Annotated in this window: 14 protein-coding genes; 2 read left to right on the top strand and 12 right to left on the bottom strand. The window is 48.4% G+C overall.

The features are described 5' to 3' along the window. Positions 1–97: 97 nt before the first annotated feature. Positions 98–526, bottom strand: a complete 429-nt coding sequence (locus ACXX82_RS15345) for a hypothetical protein (RefSeq protein ID WP_323506067.1) — start codon at positions 524–526, stop codon at positions 98–100. A 257-nt stretch (positions 527–783) separates the two neighbouring features. Between ACXX82_RS15345 and prpR the strand changes: the two genes are divergently transcribed. After that, positions 784–2,436, top strand: coding sequence for a propionate catabolism operon regulatory protein PrpR (gene prpR, locus ACXX82_RS15340; protein WP_322236251.1), 1,653 nt, complete (start codon positions 784–786; stop codon positions 2,434–2,436). Between the two features lie 338 nt (positions 2,437–2,774). Here the strand turns inward: prpR and ACXX82_RS15335 are convergent, their stop codons facing one another. From ACXX82_RS15335 to glnA, 8 genes are all read right to left on the bottom strand, one after another. Further along, a complete protein-coding gene (locus ACXX82_RS15335; RefSeq protein WP_322236250.1) occupies positions 2,775–3,032 on the bottom strand; it encodes a hypothetical protein in 258 nt (85 codons plus the stop codon). Positions 3,033–3,642: 610 nt separating this feature from the next. Continuing rightward, a complete protein-coding gene (locus tag ACXX82_RS15330) occupies positions 3,643–3,984 on the bottom strand; it encodes a YkgJ family cysteine cluster protein (RefSeq protein WP_322236248.1) in 342 nt (113 codons plus the stop codon). A 70-nt stretch (positions 3,985–4,054) separates the two neighbouring features. Then, the gene (locus ACXX82_RS15325) at positions 4,055–4,687 is read right to left on the bottom strand and encodes a glutathione S-transferase (protein ID WP_323506065.1); all 633 of its coding nucleotides are present in this window, start codon (positions 4,685–4,687) and stop codon (positions 4,055–4,057) included. Beyond that, positions 4,684–5,445 carry a metallophosphoesterase family protein gene (locus tag ACXX82_RS15320; RefSeq protein WP_458563207.1) on the bottom strand — a complete coding sequence of 254 codons (762 nt, stop codon included), beginning with the start codon at positions 5,443–5,445 and terminating at the stop codon, positions 4,684–4,686. Before ACXX82_RS15320 ends, ACXX82_RS15325 begins: the two co-directional genes overlap by 4 nt. 145 nt (positions 5,446–5,590) lie before the next feature. Beyond that, a complete protein-coding gene (gene ntrC / locus ACXX82_RS15315; protein ID WP_322236241.1) occupies positions 5,591–7,144 on the bottom strand; it encodes a nitrogen regulation protein NR(I) in 1,554 nt (517 codons plus the stop codon). Positions 7,145–7,244: 100 nt separating this feature from the next. Then, a complete protein-coding gene (glnL, locus tag ACXX82_RS15310; RefSeq protein WP_458563206.1) occupies positions 7,245–8,327 on the bottom strand; it encodes a nitrogen regulation protein NR(II) in 1,083 nt (360 codons plus the stop codon). A gap of 182 nt (positions 8,328–8,509) precedes the next feature. Then, positions 8,510–9,007: a DUF4124 domain-containing protein gene (locus ACXX82_RS15305; protein WP_323506062.1), complete on the bottom strand. Its 498-nt coding sequence runs from the start codon at positions 9,005–9,007 to the stop codon at positions 8,510–8,512. A gap of 290 nt (positions 9,008–9,297) precedes the next feature. After that, positions 9,298–10,713 carry a type I glutamate--ammonia ligase gene (glnA, locus tag ACXX82_RS15300; protein ID WP_322236235.1) on the bottom strand — a complete coding sequence of 472 codons (1,416 nt, stop codon included), beginning with the start codon at positions 10,711–10,713 and terminating at the stop codon, positions 9,298–9,300. Between the two features lie 470 nt (positions 10,714–11,183). Between glnA and ACXX82_RS15295 the strand changes: the two genes are divergently transcribed. Next, the gene (locus ACXX82_RS15295) at positions 11,184–11,648 is read left to right on the top strand and encodes a rhodanese-like domain-containing protein (protein ID WP_322236233.1); all 465 of its coding nucleotides are present in this window, start codon (positions 11,184–11,186) and stop codon (positions 11,646–11,648) included. 288 nt (positions 11,649–11,936) lie between these two features. Here ACXX82_RS15295 and ACXX82_RS15290 read toward each other — a convergent pair whose 3' ends face one another. The 3 genes from ACXX82_RS15290 to lhpH all read right to left on the bottom strand — a co-directional run bounded on the left by ACXX82_RS15290 (position 11,937) and on the right by lhpH (position 14,515). Beyond that, positions 11,937–12,212: a hypothetical protein gene (locus ACXX82_RS15290; RefSeq protein WP_323506061.1), complete on the bottom strand. Its 276-nt coding sequence runs from the start codon at positions 12,210–12,212 to the stop codon at positions 11,937–11,939. 330 nt (positions 12,213–12,542) lie between these two features. After that, on the bottom strand, positions 12,543–13,466 hold the full coding sequence (locus tag ACXX82_RS15285; protein WP_458563205.1) for a delta(1)-pyrroline-2-carboxylate reductase family protein: 924 nt from the start codon (positions 13,464–13,466) through the stop codon (positions 12,543–12,545). Between the two features lie 38 nt (positions 13,467–13,504). Continuing rightward, complete coding sequence (lhpH, locus tag ACXX82_RS15280; protein WP_322236227.1) at positions 13,505–14,515, bottom strand: trans-3-hydroxy-L-proline dehydratase; 1,011 nt, start codon at positions 14,513–14,515, stop codon at positions 13,505–13,507. Between the last annotated feature and the right edge of the window lie 16 nt (positions 14,516–14,531).

Below are 14,531 nucleotides of genomic sequence, written 5' to 3'. Positions count from 1 at the left end.
GGCTGGATTGCTTTAATTTTTTCCCTGCTGGAAGCAAAGTTGTGCTCCGAAACCGCCCTCACGGTTTGAATTTCAATCTGGCAAAAAAATCAATGTGTTACTGCACTCTGCATTCATTCGCCAACTGCGCGCCCTGCTTTGTATTTAACAACATTGATTTGGCCGGTATCTGTATCCACACCAACCCACTGGCCAGATTTTCAAAACGCACTGCGCCAGTCGTTGTTACCACCGGCACCATCGGGTACTTACTACCCTTCCAGGTTAAATTTGCACCAGTATTTCCATCCGACTCAATTTCAACGCGATTGCCTAATTCGCAATTAAATCGTCCCGTCACCAATACTGGCGGCGCAACCAGCTTGCTGAGTATCGGCAACTCTGCGGCAGGTGATCGGGTTTCGGTCAGCGGCACCGACGATCCGCACGCGGCCAACAAACCCGTCATAGCAACCACTGCAGCAACAATCGAGATTTTCACAAACCGACGGCTTATTACACTCACTGCAATCTTTGATACATTCATAGCATTTTCCTGAAAATAGAGAACGGGACATGAGATAAATTGGCACTCTGCAAGCCCTTCTCCATTCAGGCGTTTATTTTCGCAGACCAATTAGTACAAATTCTAAGTCTTCTGGACCCACATTATGCCGATGGAGGAATAATTTTTATTATCGCGGGTTATTCCTCGTTTCATGTTGCGTAACATGTGAGAATATGAAACAGTGATGGAACGATTGATTGAAACATCTATTGAACATCCATTGAAGCAAAACCATCATGTCCCAGTCTCGTCCTTTTTCCAGCAACGCTACCCCGCATCGTCAGGCGGGAAATACCGACAATGCCGATAAGCCTGTCATTTGGACAGTATCGGTTTCGCGGTTATTCGACCTTTTCCGCGACATCACGCTGGAATACGATCATCAGGCGCATATTGTTCCGATCAATCTTGGCTTTGAAGATGCGGTGCAACATATTCGCGAAAGGCTGATCACTGAACGTTGTGATGCCGTCATTGCAGCCGGTTCAAACGCCGCCTACCTAAAAAGCCGTTTGTCCGTGCCGGTGATTATCGCCAAGGCCAGCGGCTTCGATTTTATGCAAGCGCTAGCAAAGGCGCGCAAAATTTCTCCTTACCTGGGAGTGATTACTTATCAGGAAACATTACCGGCTTTACGAGAATTTCAAACCGTGTTCGGCTTGAATATCAAACAGCGCGCTTATGCAACAGAAGAGGACGCACGCGCCCAAATTAACGAACTGAAATCAATCGGCATTAAAGCGATCGTCGGTGCCGGACTGATCACCGATCTGGCGGAAGAAGCGGGTCTGGCGGGCATTTTTGTTTACTCCTCCAATTCTATTCGGCAGGCTTTTGAAGATGCCTTGGAAGTGGCACGCTTAACGCAGCTGGAATCTTCGCGCGGCCGCGGCCATTCCGTCAGCGACACCTTACGTACCAAACATAGCATCAACGATTTACGTGGCAACTCGGAAGCGATGGAGACAATACGCCAAACGATCGTCTTATTTGCGCGCTCGCCAGCAACCGTGTTGATTCAGGGAGAAACCGGCACCGGCAAAGAGCTAGCCGCGCAAGCTATTCATCGGGAGCATCCTCACGAACAAGGAACCGCCGCCAAAACAGGCCGGCCTTTCGTCGCCGTTAATTGCGGGGCATTGGCTGAGTCGTTACTGGAGTCGGAATTATTCGGGCATGAAGAAGGTGCCTTCACCGGTTCCCGTCGCGGTGGTCGGGCTGGTTTGTTCGAAGCCGCCAATCGAGGGACCTTATTTCTTGATGAAATAGGCGAAATGCCGCTTCCGTTACAGACCCGATTGCTGCGCGTTCTGGAGGAACGCGAAGTCGTGCGTGTCGGCGGTACCAGACCAATTCCCGTCGATGTACGCATTATCAGCGCCACACATTGCGATTTGGACGAACGTGTCCGAGACGGTCGCTTCCGTGGTGACCTATTTTATCGCCTGACGGTATTGCGGATGAATTTGCCGCCTTTACGTGAACACCCGGACGATCTGGTCACACTTGCGGAGTGGCGTTTAAAACACGCGCTGGCATCCTTAGGAGTGCGACCACACGCCAACCTACACGCCGAAGTCGTGGCCTGCATGCCGTTGCTCGCACGCTATTCATGGCCAGGCAACGTGCGCGAACTCCGAAATCTGATGGAACGTCTGGCATTGTATCTGGCAGCCGAACCGTTGCAGGCGCTAACCCCCGCATTTATATTAAGACTTGCACCGGAATTGGGTGCAATCAAGATTGAATATCAGGATAGCGCCACGCGCATCGCCGACATACCGACAGAATCGATCGAAGAGGTTCTCAAGCGCTTTGCAGGAAACCGGGAGGCCGCGGCGAAACACCTTGGCATTAGCCGAACCACCCTGTGGCGGAAAATGAAATAAGCAGTCCAATATTCGTAAAAATCACCCTTAACCACGCATCCTGCCTCATCAAAAATAACGTTAAAAAGTTTGTCGCCACTTCCCTGTGCTGGCACCGCATCACTTTTCTCTAATTGATGCGCCGACTTATGGGCCAACATCCCTCTCCCTGTTTAGTACAAAACATTAGTAGAAAAAAGTAAAGCCAACTAGTCAGTTGGCTTTACCTCGTTTCTTTGTTTCTTCACTTCTTCATTTCTGCCGAACAGATGATTGATTTCAATAAAAATTAATGCAATTCAGCAAGGCTCAAGTTTTCGTATAACCAATTCCATCCAACGCTGCCGGGATGGATTCAACTATTTTGAACGTCCGGGGCCTGATTGGTCTCTTTGATCACTTTGACGTTGGCCGTTTTTATCTCCGCCGCCAGCATTTTTATTTTGATCGTTAGACTTTGTATTTTGATCCTGAGTGCCACTACGGCCAGTATCTTGTTGAGGGGTATTCTTTTGGTTTTGGTCGCCAGCTCTCACATGCTGCCCTTGAGTGCCGTCGCGGCTTGTTCTACTTGGATCATTTTGATTATTACCAGTATTATTTGATGAGCTCATCATAGTTCCTTTTCAAAGTTCGAAAGAGTGACAATGCTGCAAATACGCATTTTTTCCCGGCAACTAAACTGAAAAGATTACCCGGTGAAATGCCTAACCATGGTATGACTTGAAGCAGATGATTTCTATAGTGTTTCGTCTGATTTTCTCGTCGGAGGAAACTGTCAGCGCCGACAGTGCTTCCCTACACGTGACCTACAATGGAAAATAATCCAATCTATCTATCTTTATAGGGATAACGTGTATTGCTCAAAAAAATAATTTTTATGAGAAAACTGATTGCGCCACAACAACGAGACAGGTCATCCCTCCAATGCGTGGGCCGGTAAAACGATAGTAGTATCTATCCAAACATCAACACTTAACAACGGCAGCTTAGAATTAATGAGAAGATTTGCAGCTAAACGCGTCGACATAATCAAAATAGCGCTTCCCTGAAAGCTCCACATAAACGCGATAATATTTTGAGTGTTTGGACTAATGACCGATAGGGCGTCGCACCTGATTTTGAGGGAAATCGTATTTTATGAGGAGAACAAACGCGTGCCGAAATTTCTACAAACTCGCGCTCTCAGACTGGCGCATGCAGCACATAGCATAACTGTTTGCCACTTCACACCAACACATGGCGCACTCCTCGAAAAAACTGATCAATTTTTGCCTCGATTCGTGTATCGATCATCTGGTCCGGGCGCATCCCGTTTGGACATGCAAGTCGCGGCGTAGTGCCAAACAGACGACAAATGATCGGCCGGTCTTCATAAACCTGACAGCCCTTCTCACCGAGATGTGGGCAGCTTAAGTTGGCTAATGCAACATCATGTTCTGTGTCACTTTTAACGGGCATTCTCGCCATCTCGTCAGATGAGGCCTTTACCGGTCCACAGCAATCGTGGCAACCGGGAACGCAAGCAAATGTCGGTATGTGCGACCGAAAGAATCTTATTTTTTGCATGTTGTCGGTCAATGTAGGACCTCACCAAAAAAATGTACTCGACGTGCGTTGGCAACAACGACAAAAGTCGCTATGTTGGCGCGCATTTCTTTTCCATGACGGCACCAAACAGGGGCGATTCGATCAACGAATCTAACCATCGGATAACGTGTATATGCGCATTATTGACGCCATAAAACCATTCCTTATCCACGTGCGCGAATTGCCGAATGAATGGAAAAAGTGCCATGTCGGCGAGGCTCGGCTGGTCTCGCAATAAGTAGCCATGCAACGACAAGCGCGCATTTAAGATCGATAGAAATAGTTCACACTGAAGGCGATAATCTGCTGCGGAGAATGTTGGAAATCGCTCTGCATATTTATAACGATCAAGGCTGTGCTTAAAGCTGCCATCATTTTGCGCGATCAACGCAGCGACATCAGGCGACAAGTCATCGCACCCAATCAACCAATCCTGCGGATCGTTAATCGCCAGCGCCCATCGCATAATATCGATGCTTTGGTCGATGACTGTTCCATCCTGCAAGTGCAATACCGGCACAGTCCCTTTTGGAGAGCAATCCAGCATCGCTTGTGGTTTATTACGCAGGCTGACTTCTACCATCCGAACCGGCACTGCGCTGGCCTTGATCGCCAAACGTGCACGGATCGCATAAGGGCAGCGACGAAATGTGTACAGGATCGGCAGACCTTGATCGGTCATATCTGGATCACCAGATGCGGATCGAACAACGGATTCTCGGCAATGCCATCGCGTACATAACCACGCGGATTGCACACCACACGCGTCTGCTTTATTTGGTAATCGGAACTGTCATGCAGGTGTCCGTGGACCCATAACGCTGGCTGCCAGGATGCAAGTTTTTCTTCAATGTCAGAAACGAAACATCCATTGAAAGGTGAGCCCTCATATTTTGGATGAATACTATCTCTTGTAGGCGCATGGTGCGAGACAACGACTGTTGTACCGTCGAAAGATTCAGCAAATTTGTGCCCCAACCAAGTTACCGACTGATCAAAAATCTGCCGCGATATAACAGGCGTAAATAAAGTTTCATTGTCCACATCCAGTTTTATACGACTGAAATCACGAACAAGCTCGCGGGCCATGGTCATTGATGCGTCACATTCTTCGACGGTCGGTGCCAGTCGAAAATCAGTCCACAAGGTACATCCTAGAAAGCGTACGCCATGCAAGCACATTTCGTCACGCTCAAGAATATGAACGTTCGTACCTTCTGCAAGTGTGCGCAAGGTTGCCAAAGTACCGGTCAGGCTGCCACCGTAATATTCATGATTACCAGGAACATAGACAACCGGCACGTCAAATTGACGCGCCCAGGTAATCGCCTGTTGCGGGCGAGCGATGTCTCCGGCCAAAATCACGACATCGCAATTGCTGGGCGGTACGGACATTTCCGCGACGGTCAGGTGTAGATCGGACAGGATCGCAAGACGCATTATTTGCCTCACCAGGATAGTAAAGGCCCTATTTTACTGGTGTCCACCATTTTTGACTGCTTCGAGGCTAATCGGTGTCGATTAAATAATCAGCGAGCCAGCCAACGCTCACTAGCGTCGGCTTTAGCCCTGCCAATTTCACAGATTAGTCGTCCTTTGCGCCAGCTATTCCTAATTCCTGAATTTTCCGCGTGATAGTATTGCGCCCGATCCCCAATCTGATTGCTGCATCGTTCTTGCGTCCATGAGTATGCTTCAGAGCGATCTTGATCAGCGCAGATTCAAATTGCCGTCCCAATACATCCATCACGTCGGTATCACCGCCGGTCAGCATCGTAGCGGCCTCCACTTCTAAAAGACTGATCCAATTTCGGCCATCGTTGGCAGCAGAAGTTAAGTTCGTATCTGACAACTTTGCAAATCGATTTACATCTTCCGGAGAGATATTTGTAGTCGACGCGACGTGCAGATCAAATGGCGCCAGACCAGCCGATACATAGGTGTTACCAGTCACATCGTGGCTAAGCTGGCCAAGCGGCTTATCATATTCAGCAATTAATTCCTGCGGCAAATCCTTGATTTCAACTGTCTGGCCGGGCGCCATCACAGTGATCCAGTTGCAGAGATTTTCTAGCTGTCGGACGTTACCGGGCAAGTCCAAAGCACTGATAAAACGCATCGCACCTTCGGAAACACGTTTGCTTTCAACGCCTAGTTGCTTAGCACTTTGTCCTAGAAAATGACGCGTCAGAATGGGAATATCTTCACGTCGCTCACGCAAACTTGGCAAGCGCAAACGGATGACATTTAGTCGGTGATATAAGTCTTCACGGAACAGACCTTCCCGCACCCGCGTTTCCAGATTCTGATGCGTGGCGGCTATGACACGGACATTGGCTTTGAGCGACTGATGACCGCCAACCCGATAAAAATGACCATCAGAGAGAACGCGTAATAAGCGCGTTTGTAAATCAAACGGCATATCACCAATTTCATCCAGAAACAGGGTTCCACCTTCAGCTTGCTCAAAGCGCCCGCGTCGTGACGCCTGCGCACCGGTAAATGCACCACGCTCGTGCCCGAACAATTCGGATTCAAGCAAATCTTTTGGAATTGCGGCTGTGTTCAATGCGATAAAAGGTTGTAACGCACGTGGGCTGTGTTTATGTAGAGCGCGCGCCACCAGTTCCTTTCCAGTACCCGATTCGCCCGTTATCAAAACGGTTACATGCGATTGTGAAAGACGTCCAATGGCGCGAAACACATCCTGCATTGCGGGCGCCTGACCCAGAATTTCCGGCGTTTCGGCGGAGGCTTGCTCTATATTGACTTCGCGTAAGCTTTCGTCCAGCGCACGCCGAATGAGTTCGACTGCTTTTTCCAGATCGAACGGCTTTGCGAGATATTCAAACGCACCGCCCTGAAATGCGGCGACGGCTGAATCAAGATCCGAAAATGCGGTGATGATGATAACCGGCACGCCCGGATGTTGCGCTTTAATTGTTTGCAATAATTCAAGTCCGGATGTCCCCGGCATACGAATGTCTGAGACAAGCACTTGTGGTGTGCTGGATTGCAACGCATCCATCGCATCGCGTGCATTCGAAAAACTCTTGGTGACCAGATTTTCACGGGCCAGCGCTTTTTCCAGCACCCATCGTATCGATTCGTCGTCGTCAACAATCCAAATTGGTTTCATATGTGTCCAGGCTTCAATAATCTTGCGGTTAGCATTCTGTCGGTAGCTTTTCGGCCTTGTGATCCTCTGAGCTGCACAACTACGCGGTCCACGCAGTCTATTAAGGCAGAGGAATCAATACCCTGAAATCAGTACAGCCCGGGCGACTTTCGCACTCGATTACTCCCGAGTGCTGTTGTACAAAGGTCTGTGCCAGCGTCAGCCCCAAACCACTCCCACCATCACGCCCCGATACGAGAGGATAAAAAATACGCTCCTGAATGTCGATAGGAATACCCGGTCCGTTATCAATGATATGCAAGTCTAATGCCAGGCGATAACGGACCTTCGCCAACGTTACCTGACGCACAATTCTGGTCTGAAATGTCAAATCGGCATCTCCGTCCTGAATACGGTGCGCTAAAGCCTGCGCGGCATTATGCGCGATGTTGAGTATGGCTTGAATGAGCTGCTCTTTATCACCGCGAAATTGTGGGATCGACAAGTCGTAATCGCGATTAATCCTTAAGCCATGCGGAAACTCGGCGACCATAAGGCTGCGCACCCTCTCACACACCTCATGGATGTCGACATCGCCGACGATGTGCGCTCGTCGATGCGGCGCGAGTAGACGGTCCACCAATGTTTGCAGCCGATCGGCTTCCTTAATAATTACCTGCGTGTATTCGCGTAACTCTTTCAGGTGACGCTCGGGCAGTTCCAGTTCGAGCAACTGCGCAGCACCCCGAATGCCACCGAGAGGATTTTTAATTTCATGCGCCAGATTGCGAATTAATTCCTTATTCACCTGACTTTGATCGAACAGCCGTTCTTCTCTTTCTAATCTGAGTTGTTGAACATTTTCTCGTAACTCGATCAGAACAGGTGTGGCGGGATTGTCGAGTACCTTCGCGATGGTATCGACCCAAAGCGGTTCGCGACCAATGCGGTCCAAAATCAAATCCTGTCGCAGATCGTCAAACTGATGCGCGACCGCCTTCTCAAAGACAGCAGCCAGCTGGCCGCCATTTAAAAATAGATCACTCAGCTTTTGTTGCTTGAGTGCCTTAACCGAACTTTCGAGTAAATTTTCTGCGGTAGGATTGGCATAGACAATACGTCCTTCTCTGTCCAGCAATAGAACCGCCGAGGCCAGTAGTTCAAGCCCTTCAGTTGCTGTCGGTACTGCAGTTTTAGTTGTCATTCAAAAATCTCTTTAATATAAACAAACTATGAGAATGCACTTTACACCTCAACGTCCTCTTAAATGAGTGGAACTTAGTGCAGGCTGCCGCGCAGTATCTATAACAAAAAAATAAAGCCGCATACGCGGCCTTATTCCAAGCAAAGTTAATACCAAGTGCTACATGCAATAGCGCACTATCTTTATTTTAAATTCGAAAGCTCGCGGTTAAGCGCTTCAATATTTTTTTGAGTGCGCGCCAAATCATCTTTCATCGATGCTACCCGATCCTGGTATTTCGCATAGTTGCGCTCATTGCCCTGACGTTCCGGCACACCGTTGTTGTACACTTTTTCAATATCTGCGAGCTTCTGCTGTTCTGTCTTTAATTCGTCCTGCAGAATCTGACGGCGGTCATTGTCACGCGTTTTTTGAGTCCCACCGTCGACTTTAGGAAAGTCTGGCGGCGTCACTGGCGACGACTTATTCGCCGCGTTTGATCCAACTGCTGGACGCGGTGATGACGCTACTGACAACGGTGGTAAATCCACCTTTTTGCAGCCTTTGGTATCACCTGTATTTTTATATTCCCTGGTGCCTTGCGCATCGACACAAAGATAGATATTACTTTGGGCCATGGCAGCCCCACCGATTGCGCTCATGGCAGCAACGATCAGAATTCCCGGAATGAGGTGCTTCATAGACTCTCTTCGCAATTCAATGAAGACTTTAGTTTAAGTCAAACCAGACTGTCGTGACTACCTGCTAAGTAGTTGCTAGGTAATTACTTGGTATTCTATCGTGCCAGAATGACTATTAAAACGATGTCCAATAGTATAAAAGGACCGGAAAAGATGATTTTTCCGGTCCTTTTTTTTGATCAAAATATCGCTTAAAAAATATGACGAATTAAAACAATATTTTAAATCGCTATCTATCGATACAAATTCGAAACAAATCCGTTATAAATTCATTACGAACTCGTAACGAATTACACCGAATAATACATGTCAAACTCAATCGGATGCGTCGCCATGCGGAAGCGCTGTACTTCTTGCATCTTCAACTCTAGATAAGCATCGATCATGCTGTCGCTGAAAACACCACCGCGGGTCAAGAATTCACGATCCTTGTCTAGCGCTTCCAATGCTTCTTCCAATGACGCGCAGACAGTTGGGATCAACTTGTCTTCTTCTGGCGGCAAATGGTAGAGATCTTTCGATGCTGCTTCGCCCGGATGGATTTTGTTTTGCACGCCGTCCAGACCAGCCATCAGCAACGCAGCAAAACACAGGTACGGGTTAGCCAGTGGATCAGGGAAACGTGTTTCGATCCGACGTCCTTTTGGATTCGACACGTGTGGAATACGGATAGAAGCAGAACGGTTTTTAGCTGAATAAGCCAGTTTGACCGGCGCTTCGTAGCCTGGGACCAGACGCTTGTACGAGTTAGTACCCGGATTGGTAATCGCGTTCAATGCCTTGGCATGCTTGATGATACCGCCTATGTAATACAGTGCGAATTCAGACAAACCAGCATAACCGTCGCCTGCGAACAGGTTGACGCCGTCTTTCCAGACCGATTGGTGAACGTGCATACCGGAGCCGTTATCGCCAACGATAGGCTTAGGCATAAAAGTCGCTGTTTTGCCGTAGGTATGGGCCACGTTCCAGACCACATATTTCAGATTCTGGGTCCAGTCAGCACGCTCAACCAGCGTCGAGAACCGGGTACCGATTTCGTTCTGACCAGCGCCTGCAACTTCGTGGTGATGTACTTCAACCGGGATACCCAGAGATTCCAGAATCAAACACATTTCCGAACGCATGTCCTGGAAGCTGTCGACTGGTGGGACTGGGAAGTAACCACCCTTTACGGTAGGACGGTGACCTGTATTGCCGTTTGGCAGGTCCGCGCTCGAACTCCATGATGCTTCTTCGGAACCGATCTTGACGAAGGAACCCGACATGTCGGCGCCCCAACGAACATTATCAAAAATGAAAAATTCCGGCTCTGGACCGAAATAGGCAGTGTCGCCCAGACCGGACGATTTCAAGTACGCTTCAGCGCGCTTGGCGATCGAACGCGGGTCACGATCATAACCTTTACCATCGGCTGGCTCGATTACGTCACATTGCATGAACAATGTGGTTTCTTCCATGAACGGATCGATGTTGGCGGTATTAGGATCAGGAATCAGAATCATGTCTGATGCTTCAATACCCTTCCAGCCAGCAATCGAAGAACCGTCAAAAGCATGACCGGACTCAAATTTGTCCATATCAAAATGGGAAACAGGGACAGTTACGTGCTGCTCCTTGCCTTTGGTATCAGCGAAGCGAAAATCAACGAACTTTACTTCGTTGTCTTTCACCATCTTCAAGACTTCTGCGGCCGTCATTGCCATGTGGAGCTCCTAATATCAGAAAGTACTGCGAATGTTTTAAATGGACTTGCAAATTTGGGTATTCAATATGTGCATAAATGTCCTGCCTGCCTCACTCATGCAAGCAACACATAAGCGAAACAAGAGAATATCAATACAACAAGAAAACGATACAACTGAATTCAACGGAGAATGATAGCAGAATCCATGCCACCGTCGGGTGGAACGCGATTCGTTATTCATTCATCATATTTGCTAGTTTGGAGGCTTATTTGTAAAAAAATAACGCCAGCTATCGATACGCAATCAATTTAGATGCTTCATTCAGGGGCAATATCAAATTTACGCACCAAAATAAAGCTCTTGAATTCAAGCGGAATTATTGCGCACCAATTTAGTGCAATAAAGATCGATCCTTTTCGGACACTCTTTTTCAATCATATAATGGTTATGTATCTTTACTATTCGACCATTTTATTCGGAGACACAACATGCCAGGCACCGCGAAGTTGTTAGAAATCGGCCGCACCCGTGGTCAAGCCGGAAACTTACCGTATGCAGGCGCTTTTACGCCAGCCGAGACCTATGCGTTGTTAACAGCTAGTCCCGATACAATTTTAGTCGACGTTCGGACCAATGCAGAAAGGGATTGGATTGGTCGGGTGACGATCAACGAGAAACAACACGCCGCTGTGCAATGGACGCAATATCCGGGCGGTACGCCAAACCCCGACTTTTTAAATCAATTAGCATTATTTGCCAATAAACAAACAACGCTAGTCTTCCTGTGCCGATCGGGCGTACGCTCGCGTCACGCAGCAACGCTAGCGACTGAAAACGGCTACGTCGCTTGCTTTGATATTCTCGAAGGATTTGAAGGCGATAAAGACGCCGCAGGACATAGGAAAACTGTGGGTGGATGGTGCAAGGCCGACTTGCCTTGGATGGGGGCATGAACAAATACTACGCATTCCTGATAAATAAAATGCATAAAGTGTGAGCCCAACAAGGAAAGATGCACCGAAATCAATATCGTCCGCTGTCAGTCTGGCGGACGATATTGATTTGGTCTAACTTCAATGCCAGAAGCGATGTTAAAACATACCAATCGCACAATTGCAATGAAAAACCCTAAGTAGAATACTGCGCAATGCTAAGCAAAAAATGCGAAGAAACATCAGCAGATGTTAATTTAATCCCGCCTCAAATGCCCTGCAGGATTGACCGCATAACGCTGAAATACGTTACTTCCCTTTATCTTTTTCATCAACTGTTTGCTTCGGATTCATCTTCATATTTTTACTAGAAGCGTCGCCTCCCGATCTGGCAACCCGCGCTTGAACAAGAGGATCGTCGAAGCGATTCATCATTGAATTATCAGTGCCCGGAATAGGGATCATCACCACTTGTTGCCCTGATGCATCCATCATAGGCGCTGCTGGTGCAGGTGTTTGTGCATAAGCAGTAGTGGCGCAGGCAGCGATAGCTGAGACCGTCAATAGATTGCGTAACGTTAGCATATGAGAACTCCTTCAAAAAGGTTGATTACCATGGTGATTGCCAGCTTAATTGCTGGCGTAAATACCATGGCAAATACCGCGTTCGAAAAACGGCGGCACGATGTACACAGAATTAAAAATCCGCGTTAGCAAGCAAATTCGCCGTTCGTATGCAGAAATGCAAAACAGGCTCCTGATAGACCGTCCCTCAAAAATAAAAGTTCAATGCTTATTTGAAAAGTGATGTTAAACGCCAATGAAAAGCGGCAATCTACGGACCCTGTTTTTGCAGCCCAAACCATTTACTTTTACCCCACTTTTGCCCCATACATGGTTTGTGTTTTAGTTCTTTTAAAACGTTAACGATGTCATTGCAACCCGTGCTGCGGCCAAATCCCAGGCGGCATGGCCAACGGTTTTAAATACAGGCAATGTATCCGTTTGTAACGAGCGTTGTCGTAATACTTGCGGCAATTCAACGACCGCAGACCAATCAATTTTGGCCTGTAGCAAATCACCGGCTTCATGCTTCGCACCTGCCAGATAATCGACAATAATAGTGCGCTCATGCAATAACTCGGCAGGAAACTCAACCATGTCCGGTTTAAACGCGCCCACGCCAACAGCTAACGTATCTGCCGAAATATGCTTTGGAATAACCGCTGACCGTGACGTCGTCAACGCGATCACTACATCCGTCAACGGCAGCGCATTATCCAGCGTATCGGCGGCAATCGGATGCACTGAAACTTGCGGATAACGTTGCCTTAATGCATCGCAAAATGCTTGGGTTTTAGCCGTGTCGCGGGCAGCAATCCAAAACGTGCGTACGCCAAAATACTCCGCGAGTGCGTCAGCGTGCGCTGCCGCCTGAACACCTGTCCCAATCAATAATGCGGTCTCCGGTTTACGCGGTAATAACGTTTGAATACCTAGCAGCGTAACCGCCGCCGTGCGGCGCGCCGATACCACCGGACCGTCAAGTAGCGCCAGACGGCGCCCGGTCCCTGTTTCAAAAACCACCACTTCACCTTGGATAGCAGGAAGCTGATGATGGCTATTATTCGCGTGAACGGTAATCAATTTTGTGACACTGATATCTACACCAATCGCCGGCATGCACAGCAACACACTAGCCTTATCGATCTCGACGACCATGCGCTCTGGTGCGTTGATCTGACCATCATATAACTGTTTTGCAGCTAATGCGATTGCGGGAACCAAAGCCTTGTACGGCAACGCTGCTGCGGTTTGTTGCGAATTGAGAATATGCATATTTTGGTCGCCTTTAAAACTGCGTTTAGGAATTGCCGTTAGCGTAAAAAGAAACCCTCTGGGAATGGATCTGATTCTTCCAACACCCATTGATTGAAGCTCATGATATGCGCATCACCGGTTACCTCTGTCATTACCGCATCAAAATCAGCAACCTTGGTTGTGCCAACAACACGCACACTAAAACAGCTACCAACGATACTTTCGTTGATCAGCGGTTGGTCCAGTGAAAGTTTTCCTCTCAAAAACAATTGGGCAGCACGGCCCGAGGTACCGGTTCCGGTTGGCGAACGATCGACCTCACGATCTGCAAAAATACACACATTTGCCTGATCAGCCGTTGGATTGTTTGGCGCGCCGTCGACGATCGTGCCGTACAGTGTATTCAGTCCTGTTTCGATGGGATGCTGAATGTTGATTTTGGCTTTTACCGCCGCCTTGGTTTCTGCACCGAGCTGAATTAACGTGCGGACTTGTTCTGGCCGGATCTGGACATTCGCCTGATCTGCGTTGATGTAGTAGTAGAAAGCGCCACCGAACACGACATCACCGATAATTTTTCCAAAACTGGGGGTATCAACTTCAATATCGCGTTGATAGATGAATGCCGGAACGTTACGAAAAGTGACGCTGCCTGCGCGCGTTCCATCCCATTCAACCTGTGCTTCAATAAATCCCGCTGGCGTGTCAAAACCAATGCGCGTCAACGGAATCGTGCGCTCGACATGGTTCAATTCCACCAATACCTTTCCGAGCGCAATAATGCCGTGACCGCACATGTCGCTATAACCTTCATTGTGGATAAAAATTACGCCGAAGTCGGCCTCAGCTGTCACTGCGGGCAACAGATACGCACCGTACATGTCAGCATGGCCGCGCGGCTCGTTCATGAGGAATTGACGCACGTTGTCACGGTTTTTTTGCAGCCATGCGCGACGTGCCAATATAGTCTCGCCCGGCACCGGCGGTAGTCCCGAAATCACGATGCGCAATGGCTCACCGCCGGTATGCGCGTCAACTGTGTGTATGGTGCGTGTGTAACTCAACATGATGCTGTTCCTCGAA

The organism is Glaciimonas sp. GNP009 (assembly GCF_054343755.1).
The sequence above is the reverse complement of the archived record's forward strand: the minus strand, read 5'-3'. Positions and strand labels throughout refer to the sequence as shown.